At 69.3% G+C, this 16,102-nt stretch carries 19 protein-coding genes; 13 read left to right on the top strand and 6 right to left on the bottom strand.

The window, feature by feature from the left end:
- Nucleotides 1-3 precede the first annotated feature (3 nt).
- Nucleotides 4-1,458, top strand: coding sequence for a Na+/H+ antiporter NhaC family protein (locus FU260_RS00960; RefSeq protein ID WP_147915361.1), 1,455 nt, complete (start codon nucleotides 4-6; stop codon nucleotides 1,456-1,458).
- Here FU260_RS00960 and FU260_RS00955 read toward each other — a convergent pair.
- Nucleotides 1,410-2,141, bottom strand: coding sequence for a hypothetical protein (locus tag FU260_RS00955; RefSeq protein ID WP_147915360.1), 732 nt, complete (start codon nucleotides 2,139-2,141; stop codon nucleotides 1,410-1,412). The two genes, FU260_RS00960 and FU260_RS00955, sit on opposite strands and share 49 nt — an antisense overlap.
- A 151-nt stretch (nucleotides 2,142-2,292) precedes the next feature.
- Between FU260_RS00955 and FU260_RS00950 the strand changes: the two genes are divergently transcribed.
- The 4 genes from FU260_RS00950 to FU260_RS00935 all read left to right on the top strand — a co-directional run bounded on the left by FU260_RS00950 (nucleotide 2,293) and on the right by FU260_RS00935 (nucleotide 4,743).
- On the top strand, nucleotides 2,293-3,033 hold the full coding sequence (locus tag FU260_RS00950) for a GAP family protein (protein ID WP_147915359.1): 741 nt from the start codon (nucleotides 2,293-2,295) through the stop codon (nucleotides 3,031-3,033).
- A gap of 28 nt (nucleotides 3,034-3,061) precedes the next feature.
- Nucleotides 3,062-4,093: an LLM class F420-dependent oxidoreductase gene (locus FU260_RS00945; RefSeq protein ID WP_147915358.1), complete on the top strand. Its 1,032-nt coding sequence runs from the start codon at nucleotides 3,062-3,064 to the stop codon at nucleotides 4,091-4,093.
- A gap of 68 nt (nucleotides 4,094-4,161) precedes the next feature.
- Complete coding sequence (locus tag FU260_RS00940) at nucleotides 4,162-4,461, top strand: DUF4287 domain-containing protein (RefSeq protein ID WP_147915357.1); 300 nt, start codon at nucleotides 4,162-4,164, stop codon at nucleotides 4,459-4,461.
- A gap of 54 nt (nucleotides 4,462-4,515) precedes the next feature.
- Nucleotides 4,516-4,743 (top strand): PLDc N-terminal domain-containing protein, encoded by a 228-nt coding sequence (locus FU260_RS00935; protein WP_147915356.1) that lies wholly within the window; start codon nucleotides 4,516-4,518, stop codon nucleotides 4,741-4,743.
- 96 nt (nucleotides 4,744-4,839) lie between these two features.
- On the opposite strand, the gene FU260_RS00930 is transcribed toward FU260_RS00935, so the two are convergent.
- Entirely contained in the window at nucleotides 4,840-5,322 is a 483-nt protein-coding gene (locus tag FU260_RS00930) for a nitroreductase/quinone reductase family protein (RefSeq protein WP_147915355.1), read from the bottom strand.
- Nucleotides 5,323-5,433: 111 nt separating this feature from the next.
- Between FU260_RS00930 and FU260_RS00925 the strand changes: the two genes are divergently transcribed.
- Nucleotides 5,434-5,997, top strand: a complete 564-nt coding sequence (locus tag FU260_RS00925) for a TetR/AcrR family transcriptional regulator (RefSeq protein WP_147915354.1) — start codon at nucleotides 5,434-5,436, stop codon at nucleotides 5,995-5,997.
- A gap of 116 nt (nucleotides 5,998-6,113) precedes the next feature.
- On the opposite strand, the gene FU260_RS00920 is transcribed toward FU260_RS00925, so the two are convergent.
- Nucleotides 6,114-7,010: a macrolide 2'-phosphotransferase gene (locus FU260_RS00920; RefSeq protein WP_147915353.1), complete on the bottom strand. Its 897-nt coding sequence runs from the start codon at nucleotides 7,008-7,010 to the stop codon at nucleotides 6,114-6,116.
- A gap of 86 nt (nucleotides 7,011-7,096) precedes the next feature.
- On the opposite strand from FU260_RS00920, the gene FU260_RS00915 reads away from it, so the two are divergent.
- The 4 genes from FU260_RS00915 (at nucleotide 7,097) to FU260_RS00900 (ending at nucleotide 11,245) form a co-directional block, all read left to right on the top strand.
- On the top strand, nucleotides 7,097-8,521 hold the full coding sequence (locus FU260_RS00915; protein ID WP_147915352.1) for an MFS transporter: 1,425 nt from the start codon (nucleotides 7,097-7,099) through the stop codon (nucleotides 8,519-8,521).
- Nucleotides 8,522-8,588: 67 nt separating this feature from the next.
- Nucleotides 8,589-9,860 carry an amidohydrolase gene (locus FU260_RS00910; RefSeq protein WP_147915351.1) on the top strand — a complete coding sequence of 424 codons (1,272 nt, stop codon included), beginning with the start codon at nucleotides 8,589-8,591 and terminating at the stop codon, nucleotides 9,858-9,860.
- Nucleotides 9,861-9,958: 98 nt separating this feature from the next.
- The gene (locus FU260_RS00905) at nucleotides 9,959-10,618 is read left to right on the top strand and encodes a VOC family protein (protein ID WP_147915350.1); all 660 of its coding nucleotides are present in this window, start codon (nucleotides 9,959-9,961) and stop codon (nucleotides 10,616-10,618) included.
- A 96-nt stretch (nucleotides 10,619-10,714) separates the two neighbouring features.
- On the top strand, nucleotides 10,715-11,245 hold the full coding sequence (locus tag FU260_RS00900) for an NUDIX domain-containing protein (RefSeq protein ID WP_168211598.1): 531 nt from the start codon (nucleotides 10,715-10,717) through the stop codon (nucleotides 11,243-11,245).
- 27 nt (nucleotides 11,246-11,272) lie between these two features.
- Here FU260_RS00900 and FU260_RS24315 read toward each other — a convergent pair whose 3' ends face one another.
- A complete protein-coding gene (locus FU260_RS24315) occupies nucleotides 11,273-11,407 on the bottom strand; it encodes a PIN domain-containing protein (protein WP_268957765.1) in 135 nt (44 codons plus the stop codon).
- 235 nt (nucleotides 11,408-11,642) lie between these two features.
- Here FU260_RS24315 and FU260_RS00895 point away from each other — a divergent pair, with 235 nt between their 5' ends.
- Together FU260_RS00895 and FU260_RS00890 are read left to right on the top strand one after the other, a co-directional pair.
- On the top strand, nucleotides 11,643-12,602 hold the full coding sequence (locus FU260_RS00895; RefSeq protein WP_147915348.1) for a helix-turn-helix domain-containing protein: 960 nt from the start codon (nucleotides 11,643-11,645) through the stop codon (nucleotides 12,600-12,602).
- Complete coding sequence (locus FU260_RS00890; protein WP_147915347.1) at nucleotides 12,599-13,129, top strand: dihydrofolate reductase family protein; 531 nt, start codon at nucleotides 12,599-12,601, stop codon at nucleotides 13,127-13,129. The genes FU260_RS00895 and FU260_RS00890 overlap by 4 nt, the downstream gene beginning before the upstream one ends.
- 37 nt (nucleotides 13,130-13,166) lie before the next feature.
- Here FU260_RS00890 and FU260_RS00885 read toward each other — a convergent pair whose 3' ends face one another.
- Nucleotides 13,167-13,694: a CarD family transcriptional regulator gene (locus FU260_RS00885; protein WP_168211597.1), complete on the bottom strand. Its 528-nt coding sequence runs from the start codon at nucleotides 13,692-13,694 to the stop codon at nucleotides 13,167-13,169.
- Nucleotides 13,695-14,009: 315 nt separating this feature from the next.
- On the opposite strand from FU260_RS00885, the gene FU260_RS00880 reads away from it, so the two are divergent.
- Nucleotides 14,010-15,011, top strand: a complete 1,002-nt coding sequence (locus tag FU260_RS00880; protein WP_147915345.1) for a ferric reductase-like transmembrane domain-containing protein — start codon at nucleotides 14,010-14,012, stop codon at nucleotides 15,009-15,011.
- A 109-nt stretch (nucleotides 15,012-15,120) separates the two neighbouring features.
- Here the strand turns inward: FU260_RS00880 and nrdF are convergent, their stop codons facing one another.
- The gene (gene nrdF / locus FU260_RS00875) at nucleotides 15,121-16,101 is read right to left on the bottom strand and encodes a class 1b ribonucleoside-diphosphate reductase subunit beta (RefSeq protein ID WP_147915344.1); all 981 of its coding nucleotides are present in this window, start codon (nucleotides 16,099-16,101) and stop codon (nucleotides 15,121-15,123) included.
- Nucleotide 16,102: the final 1 nt, after the last annotated feature.

Below are 16,102 nucleotides of genomic sequence, written 5' to 3'. Positions count from 1 at the left end.
CCGATGAGCACTGCACCCCAGTTGACGTTCCGCGGTGGCTGGACGATGGCGTTCATCCCCGTGGTGATCTTCGTGATCTTCAGCGTGGTCTACTTCGTGGTGCTGGACGCCTTCGACATGACGGCGCTGGCCGCCGGCGGCTTCATCGCCCTGCTCGTAGGTGCGTTGCTGGCGCGCGGTTACAGCAAGTTCTGGGACGCGGTGATCGCCGGGATCGGCAGTGCGACCTCGGTCTCGATCGTGATGATCCTGGTGCTGGTCGGCATGCTCGGGCAGCTGATCAAGGACTCCGACGTCTCCGCAGGGTTCGTCTGGATCGCCGACCAGGCCGGGCTGCACGGCGGTGGGCTGACGCTGTTCGTGTTCCTCGCCTGCTGTCTGATCGCGATGGCCACCGGCTCCTCGATCGGCACGATGTTCACCGCGTTCCCGATCTTCTACCCGGCCGGAGTGCTGCTCGGCGCGGACCCGGCGATGCTGGCCGGCGCCATCGTCTCCGGCGCGATCTTCGGCGACAACCTCGCCCCGATCTCGGACACCACGATCATCTCCGCCTCCACCCAGCGGTTCCGGCACAAAGACGGATCGGCGGACATCGGCGGCGTGGTCACCAGCCGAGCCCGGTACGCCCTGGTGGCGGCCGCTCTCGCTGGGATCGGCTACCTCGTCTTCGGCGGCACCGGCGCAGGCGGCACGGCCTCGGTGGACCTGGCCGACCAGGCCGATCCGCGTGGGCTGATCATGCTCGCCCCGGTCGCAGCACTACTGCTGACGGCGTTCCTCTCCCGGAACATCTACCTCGCCGTGACCGTCGGTCTGGTTCTGGGCACGGCGACGGCGTTGCTCGCCGGGCTCCTGGAACCGTCCGGGGTGCTCGGGGTCACCGAGGGTGCCCCGACCGGCTATCTGGTGACCGGGGTCTCGGCAATGCTGCCCACGGTCGCCCTGGTGATCGCCGTGTTCGGGATCATGGGTGTGCTCCGCGCGGCCGGTGTGCTGGAGCGGATCGTTGCCGCGCTCACCGAGGGCCGCCTGGCCGGCACACCGCGTGGCGCCGAGGCGGCGATCGGGCTCGGAGTCAGCGCCACCACCGTGCTCTTCGGTGGGGTGAACTCCGCCTCGATGCTCACCTTCGGACCGGTCGCGGACGAGATCGGCGCCCGCCAGGGCCTGCACCCGTACCGGCGCACCAACGTGATGGACTGCTTCGCGATGGGGCTGTCCTGCGTGGTGCCGGTGTTCAGCGCGTTCCTGTTCATCGGGGCGATGCTCACCGCAGGGCACGAGCAGGCGCCCGAGATCTCCACCACGCAGCTCTTCGGGGCGACCTGGTACCCGCTGCTGCTGACCGTGGTGCTGATCGTGGCGGTGGCCACCGGGTGGGGCCGGCGGTTCGAGGGCCCCGGCGGTCAGCCGGTCAAGCGCGGCGAGGACGTGCCCGCGCCCGCGGGGGCCTGAGCCGCACGCGTTGCCTGCTCGGCGTGCTCGTCGAGTTCGTCCTGCTCCACTGGCGTGACCGCCGTCGGCGCTCCCGTTCTGACCGGCGGCGCATCCGGCGCAGCGCCGGCCGGCTTGCTCTGGAACAGCCCGTAGTACACCGGGCCGGCGGCGAACCAGAGCACGAGCACCGCGGTCAGCCGCCCGATCCACGCCCAGATCGGGTCGGTGCCGAACAGCTCGACCAGCGAACTAGGCACCCGCCAGCCGGAGACGGCGACCATCGCCAGCAGCAGCGGTACGGCCAGTGCCCACGCGATCGCCATCCGCTTGAAGCTGTGCCACTCGTGCCGCACCCGCTCCGGGCCGGAGGCCGGGAGCGTGGCCGGCTTCGGGCCGCCGGCGAACCGGTGGGCGAACCAGCCGTCCACCCGGCCCACGATGTAGTGCCCGAAGGACACGCTCACGCCCAGGTAGATCGCGGCCAGCCCGTGCACGTTCCCCGGCGTGGACCCTCCGGTCAGGTCGATCAGGGTGAGGGTGACCAGCACCAGGTCCGCGAGCGGCACCCCGAACAGCAGAGCGGTGCTCAGTCGCTTCGCACGCAGCAGGTAGCGCGCGGCCAGACCGCCGAACAGCAACACCCAGAACAGCACTTCTGAGGCGATGATGCCGCCGACCAGGATCGTCGAGTTTCCTTCCATGCTGACCATCCTGGGCGACCGGTCGGCCCGGGCTCATCGGCCGAAGGAACCCACTTCCCTCACCCGCATCCGCCGAAGGATGTATGCCGCCGCGGCCAGATGAGCCACCCTGCTGACGCGCCGCAGGTTCATCGGCAACCAGGCTGACACCATGTCCCTCTCCCTCGCCGGCGGCCTAGCGGTCCTCGCGCTGATCGACTCCACCAGCATCGGCACCCTCGTGCTGCCGATCTGGCTGATGCTGCAGCATGGCCGGCTGCTCGCCGGGCGCATCGGCGCGTTTCTGCTGGTCGTTGCCCTGTTCTACTGGGCGATGGGCCTGGCGCTGCTCGCCGGCGCGGTGACCTTCGGAGACCAGATCGAGGCCTTCCTGACTACCGAAGGTGGCTCGTGGCTGCTCCTGCTCGTGGGGCTCGCCCTGTTCGGCATCTCCTGGAAGATCCCGGGGAAGAAGGCAGCGGTTGCCCGGCAGGAGGCCCGCAAACGTGGCGAGGAGGTTCCCCGCGGCCGACTGGACCGGTGGCGCGAGCGGGCGATGACCGATCAGCGGTCCGGGAAGAGCGTCGTCGCGCTGGCGGCTCTGGCGGTCCTGGCGGCCGCTGCCGAGATCCCGACGATGCTGCCGTACCTGGCCGGGATCGGGCTGCTCAGCGCCGCGGACCTCGGCGGTGTGGCACAGGCGGGCGTGCTCTTCGGCTACTGCCTGGTGATGGTGGCGCCCGCAGCAGTGCTCCTGACTGTGCGTCTTGCCGTCGGTACCCGCCTGGATGGTGCGCTCCGTAGGCTCGGGGACTTCCTCGAGCGGGAGGCCGGAGAGACGATCGGCTGGCTGATCGGAATCGGCGGCGCGATCCTGGCGCTGAAGGCCGGGAGCGAGATCTTCGGATTCTGACCGGTCCCACTGCGGCATGATGGGTGGGATGCGCATCGGATTTCACACCGGGTACTGGGCGGCCGGGCCGCCGCCAGGGGCTGCCGAGGCAGTGGCGGCAGCCGACGAGCTGGGACTCGACTCCGTCTGGACAGCGGAATCCTATGGGTCGGATGCCTTCACCCCGCTGGCCTGGTGGGGTGCCGGCACCGAGCGGGTGCGGCTCGGCACCGGGATCGCGCAGATGTCTGCCCGCACGCCGGCCGCCGCCGCGATGACCGCGCTCACCCTGGACCACCTGTCCGGTGGCCGGTTCGTGCTCGGGCTCGGGGCGTCCGGTCCCCAGGTGGTGGAGGGCTGGTACGGCCAGCCCTACCCGCGCCCGCTGGAGCGTACCCGGGAGTATCTGGCGATCGTGCGTCAGGTGCTCGCGCGGGAAGCGCCGGTCACCTTCTCCGGAAAGCACTTCGTGCTCCCGTACGACGGCGGAGCTCACCAGGGCAAGGCGTTGCGGTCCACTGTGCATCCGTTGCGAGCCGACCTGCCGATCCACCTCGCGGCGCAAGGTCCGCGGAACACCGCGCTGGCAGCCGAGATCGCCGACGGCTGGTTGCCGGCCTTCATCTCCCCGGCGTTGGACGCCGGGTATCGCCAGAACCTGGCCGACGGGTTCGCCCGGCGCGATCCGGCGCGCTCGCCGGTCGAGGAGTTCGAGGTGAGTGCTTCGGTTCCCGCGGTGATCGGCCCGGATCTGGAGTCCGCCGCGGATGCGGTACGCCCGCACCTGGCGCTGTACATCGGCGGGATGGGTTCGGAGAACACGAACTTCCACCGCGCGGCGATCGAGCGGCTCGGGTATGCGCAGGTGTGTGCCGAGGTGCAGGCCAAGTACGCCGCGAAGGACAAGCAGGCGGCCGCCGCTGCGATCCCCACAGAGCTGGTGCAGCAGGTGGCGCTGGTCGGCCCGCCCGAAGCGCTCCGCGCCCAGCTGGCCACCTGGGAGGCGAGCTGCGTGACCACGCTCATCCTGCAGACCGACCCGCGTATGCTCGCTCCGATCGTCACTGCGCTGCGCGGCTGAGTTCCCAGGGCATCATGAGTACGCGGGCACAGTGCCGAGCTCAGCAGGTTCACCGAAGGAGAGCCCCGATGTCATTCCAGGCCTATCTCGACACGATCGAGGACAAGACCGGCCACACGCCGCGCGAGTTGCTGGAGATCGCCGCGCAGAAGGGCATCACCGCTGATTCCAGCGCCGGTGACGTGGTCACCTGGTTCGCCGACGACTACGGTCTTGGCCGCGGTCACGCGATGGCCCTGTGGCACGTGATCAAGAACGGTCAGCAGATCAGCACCAAGCATGTCGGCACGACCGGGACCCACCGCGACGTCTCGGACACTCTCTGGTTGGACGGCAAGGCCACCCGACCAGCGGTGCCAGCGCCGTAAGCCGGCAGAGTATTCGTCGGCCGGCCCTGATCTTCCTCCGGTAGCGTGACGGGGATGCCGAGCCCGCTCCTACCCACCGCCTACGACCTCCTCTGGTCGCTGGCGCTGCTGTGCTACCTGGGCCTCGTGGTCGCGGCGCTCGTCTCGGTCGGGCGCTCGGGCCGCCGACTCGGACCCGCTACGACGCTCGGGTGGTCCCTGGCGATCCTTCTCCTCCCGCTACTCGGGGCCGGTGCCTGGTTCATGGCCGGCCGGCGCTCAATGGCGCCGTTGACTGACTGACCGCAGCGCGGCGAGCCCGCAGTTGTCGTGGGTGTGAGCGCGTGGCACCCTGCCGGACTGGGGGTTCGCGGCCCGGTCGGGGTCAGTCTGCTGCCGTCAGGCCTGTGGGTCGAAGGCGAAGTACACCCAGCCCCGGTCACGGGCCGCCTGGAACTGTGCCCGGTCCGGCTGCCCGTCGGCTCCGAGCGTCACGCCCATGTTGCGCTGCAGGATCGGGTTGCCCGGGAGCAGGTCAGCGGCCAGCTGCAGTGCCTGCTCGGCATCGGTGGCGACCTCCGGCACCATCGGCCGGCGGCGGCCCCGGTGCAGCAGCACCACCGGACGCTCGGAGGACAGGTTCCGCACCCAAGTACCGGCCGAAGCGGCCAGCACCTGCTCGCCGCGCTGGGCATAGGCCGTGGGTACCGAATACCGGGTGCCGGTGCGGCGACCAGTCACCTCGATGATGATCAGCTTCCCGCTCATCATCCGGTGCAGTGGTGACGCGAGCACCCACCGCACGAGGCGGTTGAACGTCCGCTGCGAGCGGTCCCGACTGTTGTCCCGAATCGCTCCGCCACCGGAAACCGTCTCACTCATCGTTCGTCCTCCACACGCTTCGAGCGGGCACCCATCAATCACTTGATTGATACCACGCTAGGCCCTCACCCACCTACAATCAAGTGATTGACCGACTGAAAGGACGCAGCAGTGAATCGTCGGGAGCAGATCTCGCGAGCGGCGTTCGCCAGCATCGCCGAGCGTGGCTTCGAAGGGCTGCGGATGCGCGATGTCGCCGAGCGGGCCGAGGTGAACATCGCGACGGTGCACTACTACTACGGCAGCAAGGAACAGCTGATCCATGCCGCCTATGACGAGCTGCAGGCCCGGTTCCGCGCCACCGTCCGCCCCGAAGGAACGGCCGCCGAACGGCTCACCGAGCATCTGCTCGACGTGCGCGAGATCCTGCTCGGCGACGATGCGCTGCGCGGCGTGCTGTCCGAGATCGCCCTCCGCGCGCGGCGCGACCCGGCTTTGGAGTCGGCGATCACGACCGCCGAAAATACCTGGTTCGGCCAGCTGCAGGGCCTGCTCGACGCGGGCGTCGCTGACGGCAGCTGGGCGGTCCCAGTGAACCCGGGGGCCACGGCGGCGATGCTGATCGCCCTGTGCAAGGGGGCCTGCCTCCCGGTGCTGGCCACAGCCCGGCGCACCGAGCTGGTCTCGGCTTTCGACCAGGTGCTGCTCTGGCTCACCGGCCCACAGCCCGACTGACCACCACCACGCGCCCCCTGACCCGCCGCACAGCTACCCCGCCCGGCCACCGACTTGCCAGTGGTGCTGGGTGTGAACGCACGACACCCTGCCCTGGTGGCATGTCGAGGCAGTGATCAGGACGGGTCGAGCAGTGCCTGCGCGGCGGTGCGGTGCTCCTGGTCCCCGGTCACCAGTGCGTACAAGCCGTAGTTCACCGGCGTGAACGAGTGCAGTTCGGCGCAGTGCCTCGCCAGCCCGGGCCAGGTACTCCCACCGGCGCCCCGGTAGGCGTCGAGGAAGGTGGCGAATGCCTCCGGCGGCGCAAAACTGGCCTGGAAGGCCAGATCCTTCGCAGGATCCCCGACCCCGGCGGTGGTCCAGTCCAGCACCCCGGTGATGGTTCCCTCGTCCGCCACCAGAATGTGCGCGTGGTACAGCTCACCGTGGGTGAAGACCGGCTGCTCGGGCCAGCACTCGGTGTCCGCGAGCCAGGCGTCCCATCGCTCACGGAGATCCGCGGCGATCCGGAACTCGCCGGCCACCCGGGCCAGCTCGTCGGCTCGCGCGGCACGGACGTCATCGATCGTCGGAGTGGGCAGTCCGGCACGGGCCACGTCGCTGATCGGGATCTGATGCAGCTGGCCGACCAGCTGCCCGTATGCCCGGGCGAAGGGCTGGGAGGCGACGTCCAGGTGCCAGGTGGGCTCGCCGTCGTCGATCGTGAGCGCAGGCTCACCCGGAAGCAACGGGTAGGCGATCAGGTCCTCGGCGTGCACCCGCCACTCGGGCACCGTGACCTCGAGGTGGTCGCGCACCAGGTCCAACATCAGCGCCTCGGCCCGGGCACCGGTTACCAGTCCGGCGCGGCGTGGGATGCGCAGCACCCAGTGCGTGCCAGTCACCTCCCGCGCATGGGCCACCCGGTAGTCCAGGCCGGCCTCGTTCACCCGGATGCTCGCCGGGTCGACGTCCAGACCGTGCGAGCCAGCCAGCGCAGCGATCTCTTCGGGCGTGTGAGCGGTGGTATCCATAGCCGCACATCCTCTCAGCCAGCCCGCCGCCGGGGCGAAGCAATAGAGTTCAGTCAGTCCCCGCCCCACCGTCTCATCGAGGTCCGATGCCTGACACTCCCACGCGCACGCAGCGCCTCGACCGGCTCCCGTTCACCCGTGCGCACGGCAAGCTGCTCGGCGCCTCCGGAGTGGGCTGGGCGCTGGACGCCATGGACGTCGGACTGATCTCGTTCATCATGGCCGCTCTCGGCGCCGAGTGGGCACTCTCGGATGCGGAGAAGTCCTGGATCGGCTCGATCGGATTCGTCGGGATGGCGATCGGCGCCAGCGTGGGCGGGCTGCTCGCGGACCGGCTCGGCCGCCGACAGGTATTCGCGCTGACGCTGCTGATCTACGGGCTGGCCACCGGTGCCTCCGCCGCCTCGACCGGGCTGGTGATGCTGCTCGCCCTGCGCTTCGTGGTCGGACTCGGGCTGGGTGCCGAGCTGCCGGTGGCCTCCACCCTGATGAGCGAGTTCGCACCCCGGAAGATCCGGGGCCGGGTGGTGGTGATCCTGGAAGCCTTCTGGGCGTTCGGCTGGATCGCGGCCGCGCTGGTCGGCTACTTCGTGGTGCCGGCGGCCAACGGGTGGCGCTGGGCGCTGCTGATCGGCACGGTGCCGGCGCTGTGGGCGCTGGTGGTGCGCTGGAAGATGCCGGAGTCGGTGCGGTTCCTCGAGCGCACCGGCCGGCATGCGGAAGCCGAGGCGGTGGTCCGCAGCTTCGAGCAGTCCCCGGAGTTTCCTCGTCGATCTGGCCACGCTGGGCAGCCAGGTCGACGAGCACATTCATCGGTTCAGGAAGCGGCTGGGCAGCAGGTTTCCGCGGAAGCGGTCGACGGCGCAGCGACAGGTCCCGCTGGTGCCTCACCTGCTCCGGGCGCAGGTGAGCGCTCCGGCTGGCGTGATCTGTGGCAGCCCCGGCTGCGGCGGCGGACCGGGGCGATCTGGCTGGTCTGGTTCGGGGTGAACTTCGCCTACTACGGCGCATTCATCTGGCTGCCCTCACTGCTGGTGGCCAAGGGTTTCGACCTGGTGCACTCCTTCGGGTACACGCTGATCATCACTCTCGCCCAGCTCCCCGGGTACGCGGCGGCAGCGTTCCTGATCGAGAAGTGGGGCCGGCGCGCCACGCTGGCGGTGTTCCTCGCCGGGTCCGCGGTGGCAGCGATCTGGTTCGGGCAGGCGGACTCGGTCGGGATGATCATCGCCGCAGGGATGACACTCTCCGCCTTCAACCTCGGTGCCTGGGGTGCGCTCTATGCGGTGACCCCGGAGCTGTACCCCACCGCACTGCGGGGTACCGGCGCCGGCAGTGCGGCCGCGTTCGGGCGGATCGCCTCGATCCTGGCGCCGCTGAGCGTGCCGCTGCTGCTCAGTATCGGCGGCGCGGGATTCGCCTTCGCGGTGTTCGCTGTGGCGTTCGCCCTCGCCTGCGGTGCGGCGCTGCTGCTGCCGGAGCTGACCGGACGGGCGCTCGAGGAGAGCTAGGTCTCAGCTGCTGAGACTTCCTCTTCCACGCTCGGCACGGTGGTCGCGCGGCTTCTACGGTCGCATCATGACTCTCCCCGAACCACCTGGCCACCACGCGCAGATCCGCGAGCGCGCAGAAGGCCTCTCCGGCCGCCTGGACGCCTTCTCCCGCGACCTGTACGCCCACCCGGAGCTCGGCTACCGCGAGTTCTACGCCGTGGAGGCGTTCACCGCGGCACTGGCCGAGGCCGGAATCGCGATCGAGCGCGGCACCGGCGGCATCCCGACCGCGTTCACCGCCCAGCTCGGCACCCGCGCCTCCGGTCCGCAGGTGGCGATCACCGCCGAGTACGACGCGCTACCCGGGGTGGGGCACGGCTGCGGGCACAACGTGATCGCCGCCTCCTCGCTCGGCGCGTTCCTCGCGCTCGCGCCCCTGTTCGACGGCGATGCCCGGCTCCCGGGTGGCGTCACCTTGGTCGGGACTCCGGCCGAGGAGGGTGGCGGTGGTAAGGAGCTGCTCATCCAGGCGGGCGCGTTGGCAGGTTATGACGCAGCGGTGATGGTGCATCCGGGCGCTGCGGACATCGCAGCGAGCCCATCGGCGGCGAAGCGTCAGGTGGTCGCCACGTTCACCGGGCGCACAGCGCACGCTGCTGCCAATCCGCATCTGGGCCGGAATGCTCTGGACGGTGCGGTCACCGCCTACCAGGCGATCGCGCAACTGCGCCAGCACATCGTCGCCACCGACAAGGTGCACGGGGTATTCCTGGAGGCAGGCACCCGGCCGAACATCGTGCCGGAGCGGGCGGTGCTGGAGTTCTTCCTCCGGTCCCGCACTATCGAGGGGGTGCTCGCTCTCTCCGAGCGGGTGGAGGCGGCCCTGCGCGGTGCCGCGCTGGCCGCCGGGGTGGAGGTGGACGTGGCGTGGGACGCTGAACCGATCTACCTGCCGCAACGAATCAACACGGTGCTCGCCGAGCGATACTCCGCCAACCTCGCCGATCGCCGGGCGGTGCAGCCGGTGGTCGCGGAGGCCTCCGGCGGCTCCAGCGACATCGGAAACGTCTCCCACGTGGTGCCGACGATCCAGCCGTATGTGGCCATCGGCGACCCGGACATCCCCGGGCACTCCCGCGAGCGCGCGGACTCCACGCTCACCCCCGACGGGCAGCGCGCGATCGTCGACTCGGCGATCGGCCTGGCGCGCACCGCCGCCGACGTGCTCACCGACGATGCGCTGCGCGCCGAAGCCTGGGCGACGTTCGCCGAGGCCGGGGAGCCGGTGCGAGTCGGCGATCTCGTCCCACTCGCCGAGTGGCCGGACTTCCCCGCCGCGCCTGCTCCGGCCGGGTGACTCCCGTCCACCGCGCACCCGCCCGCCCTTGATCACCCGCCCGCCCCCTGACCATCCGCCCGCCCCTTGACTGGCCGTCGACCACTACGGAGCCCGCCATGACCGACACCACCGCCATTCCCGCTGCGCTCGACCACGTGATCTACGCCGGGCCGGACCTGGCCGAGGCGATTGACGCCGTCGAGAATCTCACCGGGGTGCGCGCAGCGCCGGGAGGCAAGCACCCGACCGGCACCGCGAACGCACTGATCGCCTTCACCGTAGGCGGGCGGCGGCTGCCGCACTACCTTGAGGTGATCGGCCCGGACCCGGAGGGGGACACCCCGGCGAGCGAGATCGCCACGTTCGGCATCTCCGGCCGATCCGAACCCGCAGTGGCCACGTTCGCGATCCACCCGGCCGACTTCGAGGGAACCGCTGAGCGTGCCGCGGCCGCCGGTGTGTCCCTCGGCGAGATCCGGCCGCTGTCTCGACGCACCCCCGCCGGGGAGCTGCTCGAGTGGCGGTTGACCCGCGGCGAGGACCGCGACCCCGACCCGGCGGTGCCGTTCTTGATCGACTGGGGCACGACGGCGCAGCCCGGCTTGGCCGATATCCCCACCCTCGAGCTCCTTGCGTTCCGTATCGAGCACCCGGACCCGGCGGCGTTGGCGGCCAAGTACGGCGTGCTCGGACTGCAGGTGGAGGTGGTGCCGGCGGAGCAGGTAGCGATCGTTGCCACCCTTGCCGGGCCGGACGGGCCGGTCGAGCTGCGCTGACGGCGCCGCATCGGAGGGAGCCCAGGCGGTCGGAGGCTGGCGCGGCGTACCTCGGTCCGCGGCGAGTACCTCCGACGCAGGGGCATACTCAGGTGCGTGGACGCTCCTACCTGGCAGACCCGGCTGCTGCAGCCGACCTACATCGGCTATGCCGGCTGTGACATCCAGTACCGCCCGGAGCCGCCGCCGGAAGACCGGGTCTCCCGGCTGCATCTGGTGGCGCGGACCGCGGCCGGCGAGGTGCTGGTCTGCCGCAGTGTGGAGGAGTGGCGCTTCCTGCCTGGTGGAACCCGCGAACCCGAGGAGCAGGTACAGACGCTGGCCCGCCGGGAACTGCTGGAGGAGGCCGGCGCTGAGCTGCGCGGCCCGGTCCGGCTGTTCGGTGCACATGAGGCGATCAGCCGGCTCGACCAGCCCTACCGCCCACACCTGCCGCACCCACGCGCGTACTGGGCCTACGCCGTCGCCGACGTAGTGGTGACCGGCCCGCCCACGAACCCTGACGACGGTGAGCAGGTGGTGGCGGTGACCGCGCTGCCGCCCGCCGAAGCCGTGGCCGAGCTGGCGAAGCACGATGTGCTGCACGCGGATGTGCTCGCCGAGGCGATCAGCCGGCGGCTGGTCTAGGAATTCCCGCATACCGCACGGAACGAGTCAGCCGAGCGGGTCGATCGTCCGAAGTTGCCCGAACCGCCGGAAGCCCTGGTCGAGCGTCACCATCGAGGCGCCATTCTCGAGTGCCAGGGCGGCCAAGTAGGCACCCGGCACGTCGTGGCCACGCAGGCGCATGCTCCGCGTTGGCCTCGCCCTCCAGGTACCGGCGCAACGCGTCTTCGCGACGAGAGTCATCGACCGGCGGGAACGCGCCGCACATACCTTCGCTTCGGTGAGAAGGTGCTCGTCGATGTTCACCGTCGTACGCCTCTGGTCAGCAGAGCAGCAGAGCAGCAGGCACCATGAGGCATGCCGTGCTGAGCAAGAATGGTCAGGCGCGCCCGGGGGTCGGCCCGGCACACTGGTGGGCATGCCCGAACTCGGCCGTGACCGCCTGCGTGAACTGCTGGACGCCGTCCTCGCCGACGAGCACGACGAACTTGGCGCGATGGCAGCCGGCGCCTTCGCGACACCGTGGCACTTCAGCCGCCAGCTCAGCCACGGCACCGGTGAACCACCCGTGGCTCTGCGGCGGCGGGTGGTGCTCGAGCGCGCCGCCTGGCAGTTGCGCCAGGGCGCGTCCGTGACCGATGTCGCCTTCGGCTCCGGGTACGAGTCGGTGGAGGGCTTCTCTCGCGCCTTCGCGCGGTCATTCGGCTACCCGCCGAGCAGTGTGCCCTCGGCCGACGAGTCCGGGTCTGCGCGGGCGCACTGGCTACCGGCACCGAACGGCATCCACTTCCACCCGCCGATGCACCTGTGGGTCAGCGAGCGCGAGGCGCCCCCGGCGAGCATGCAGCTCGTCGCCCAGCTGGTGCAGCACGATCTGGACGATACGACCGATCTGATCCGCAGCGCCGGTGCGCTCACCGACGAGGAGTTCCGGCGGGTGCGGCTGCCGGGGTTCTACGTGCTCGAGTGGGACGGTCCGGAGGAGTCGATCGCGGCCATCCTGGAGCATCAGGTCTGGGCCAAAGAGGTCTGGCTGGCATCGATCGACGGCGGCGAGTTCCCCGCACGTGGCGCCGACGACCCACAGTCTCTGCTCGCCCGGCAGGAGCAGATCGGACCGCGGTGGGTAGACACGGTGCGCGAGATCGACCGCCAGGGCATCTGGGGAGACCGACTGATCGATGCCCTCTGCGAACCGCCGGAGAGTTTCGTACTCAGCAGCGTGGTCACCCACGTGATCACCTTCGCCGCCCACCGCCGCCAGCTCGCCCGGCAGCTACTTCGCCAGGCCGGACTGGAACTGGACCACGGGGATCCGATCGAGTGGCTCCGTGACTATGGAGTCGCCACCGCACCCGACACGGAGGATCACCGATGACTCGCACCCTCTACTACACCGCCACGTCGCTGGACGGGTTCATCGCCACCTCGGAGCACTCCCTGGACTGGCTGGTCAGCCGCGATAACGACCCCGCCGGGCCGATGGGCTACGACGTCTTCTTCGCCCAGATCGGTGCCCTGGTGATGGGCGCGTCGACCTATGCCTGGGTGACTGAGCAGCTCGATGGCGACTGGCCGTACGATCAGCCGACCTGGGTGCTGACCCACCGGGACTTTCCGACTCCCGCCGATGGCGTGGACGTGCGCTTCAGAAGCGGGAACGTGGCCGAGCTGCACCCGGAGATGGTGGCCGCGGCCGCGAGCAAGGACCTCTGGGTGGTTGGTGGGGGTGACTTGGCCGGGCAGTTCGCGGAGCGCGGTCTGCTCGACGCCGTGCAGGTCTCGGTGGCACCGGTGACACTCGGCGCGGGTGCGCCGCTGCTGCCCCGGCAGGTCGAGCTCCGGCTGACCGGAGTTGCCCGGAACCGGGACTTCGCGTGCCTGAGCTACGACGTAGTGCGCTAGGGCTGAGTGCGCCACCGCCCGGAGCGCGCGGCCGCGGTCAGCTCGCGCGGGCCAGGACTTGCTTGGACAGGGTCGGCAGTGTGCCTTCGAGGACGGCGGGCTCGATCAGCTCCGCAATCTCCTCATCGTCCAGGCCCAGCGCGACCGCGAGTTCGGCGGTCACCAGAGCGCGGGCCTCGTTCAGCAGGTTCATCTCACCGTAGGAGACCTTCTTCTCCTCGTTCTGGCGGGTAATGTCCCGCACCAGACCGACGACGGTGAAGATGTCGCTGGAACGCAGGCGCTCCGTGAAGTCCTTGACCCGGCGGGACCAGACCTTGTCGAACGCCTGACCCGGACCGGCCAGGATCTTGAAGACCTTCTGCACGCCTGCAGCATCGAGCACCGATCGCACGCCGATGTCCTCAGCGCGCTCGACCGGCAGCGACACCTCGAGATCATCGCGGCGGATCCGGAGGGTGAGGTACCGGCTGCGCTGCTCGCCGACCGTTCGGAAAGCCAGACGTGTGACCGTTGCCGGTCCGTGATGGGGGTGGACGACGACCTGACCCTTGGCGAACTGCAACGCTATTCCCTTCTCCGGTGACTGCTTCGATTATGTCACATTTACGACAATTTTGCTAGTAAAAAGTTGCGTAAATCGGGGCCCGGGCTGCTCTTGCGACTCCGTGGACCAGATGTCGGCGGCCCCGCGGAACCGGCGCCTGTTGCCGGTACCGCCCGACGTCGGGACACACGCCTGAGGTTGTGCCCGCGACTCACTATGTTAGTCAGAGTCCACACTTTCGGGGTGATAGTTGGACTCTTTTGTATGCTCTGCACTAGAAGATGCTAGGTTTTCGAGCAACCCGCCTGCCAGCAAGGAATAGGACCGTCAACGATGACTGACTCGACGCGGACGCGCCAGCGGGCGTGGTTCGACGTCCGCGCCCTGAAACAGGACGTCCGGGGGGCCGCACTGGACGCGAGTGTGGCTCTGGTGGTCACCCTCGCGATCTTGGTGCTCCTTGCGTGGCGCATCGAGGCAGGAACGTCCGCGACGATCGTGGTGATGCCAGACCTGGCCGATCCCGGGTACTGGATGTACTGGCTATCTCAGGCCTTCGGATGGTCGGGCCTGCTGTGGGCCTGGATCACGGTGGTGCTCGGTCTGCTCCGGTCCAGCCGGCACCCGAGCTGGATGCCGGTGTCCGTCGCCCGGATCGAGAAGTGGCACCGGCAGACGAGCCTGACCACCATCGCCCTGATGTTCGGCCACGCCTTCTGGTTCTTCGCTGAGATGGTCCGCGACAACCGAGCGGACGCCGGCTGGGCTGGGCGCCTGTGGCGTGCGTTCGTCGACTCGTTCGTCCCTGGCGGGTACGACAGCGGCACCGGGGTGATCGCCATCCTCATCGGGCTGCTGGCTCTCTACCTCGCGATCCCCCTGGGCCTGGCGTTCTATGCCCGCCGGGCGTTGGGGACACGGGTGTGGCGCGTGTTGCACGCCTCGATCATCGTCGTGTACGTGCTGAGCGTGTGGCACACCCTGCTGTACGGAACGAGCGTCTGGTACGACGGTCCCTTCCGGACCACCATCTGGTTGCTGCAGCTACCGATCGCCGGACTTCTCCTCGTTCGGCTGTTGCGTCCGGCCTACCGACCGGGGGCGACGGCCGGAGACCGGCTCGGCCGGCTCGTAGCCCGGATCTCCGCCACGGCGACCATCCTGGTCCTGCTCATCGTGGCGGCAACCGGCCGTGACGGTGGGCGCACCCCCGGAGTCGACGGCGCGCCCCTCACCTTCACGCAGGCGATGATCTGGCTCGGGTTCGCCGTGTTCGCGCTGGTGGTGGCGGCGTTGGTGGTCCGAGCGCATCGCACCGCCAGGCGCCGGGCTTGAGGCCGCAGGGCCCGCAAGGCCGAGAAGGCCCCGGAGGCCCGGAATCGCAGAAGAGTGCGGTTCCGGGCCCTCCGGTTAACGCTGACAGGCCACGAGTGGGCTCAGCGACCTAGAAGTCCCAGTCGTCGTCCTCGGTGTTCTCCGCCTTGCCCATCACGTAGGAGGAGCCGGAGCCGGAGAAGAAGTCGTGGTTCTCGTCGGCGTTCGGGCTCAGCGCGGAGAGGATCGCCGGGTTCACCGTGGTCTGGTCCTTGGGGAACAGGCCTTCGTAGCCGAGGTTCATCAGCGCCTTGTTCGCGTTGTAGCGCAGGAAGGCCTTGACGTCCTCGGTCAGGCCGAGCGGGTCGTAGAGGGCCTCGGTGTAGTCCTCTTCGTTGTCGTAGAGCTCCAGGAGCAGCCCGAAGGTGTAGTCCTTGAGCTCGTCGCGGCGCGCGGCCGTCTCCTTCTCCAGGCCCTTCTGGTACTTGTACCCGATGTAGTACCCGTGCACCGCCTCGTCCCGGATGATCAGCCGGATCATGTCCGCGGTGTTGGTCAGCTTGGCCCGGGAGGACCAGTACATCGGTGCGTAGAAGCCGGAGTAGAACAGGAACGACTCCAGCATCGTGGAGGCGACCTTGCGCTTCAGCGGGTCGTCGCCCCGGTAGTAGTCGAGGATGATCTCGGCCTTGCGCTGCAGGTGCTCGTTCTCCTCGCTCCACCGGAACGCCTCGTCGATCTCCGGGGTGGAGATCAGCGTGGAGAAGATCGAGGAGTAGGACTTCGCGTGCACGCTCTCCATGAACGCGATGTTGGTGTACACCGCTTCCTCGTGCGGCGTGAGCGAGTCCGGGATCAGGCTGACCGCACCGACAGTGCCCTGGATCGTGTCCAGCATGGTGAGCCCGGTGAACACCCGGGTGGTCATCCACTTCTCGTCATCGGTCAGGGTGGCCCAGGACTGGACATCGTTGGAGAGTGGAATCTTCTCCGGCAGCCAGAAGTTGTTCGTGAGGCGGTTCCACACCTCGACGTCCTTCTCGTCCTCGATCCGGTTCCAGTTGATGGCGGTCACCCGGCTGACGAGCGGGAGCTTCTCCGAGACGGTCATT

The sequence above is a fragment of the Ruania zhangjianzhongii genome, from assembly GCF_008000995.1.
Classification (GTDB): Bacteria; Actinomycetota; Actinomycetes; order Actinomycetales; family Beutenbergiaceae; genus Ruania; species Ruania zhangjianzhongii.
Note: the sequence above shows the minus strand (reverse complement) of the source record. Positions and strands in the feature narration are given on the sequence as shown.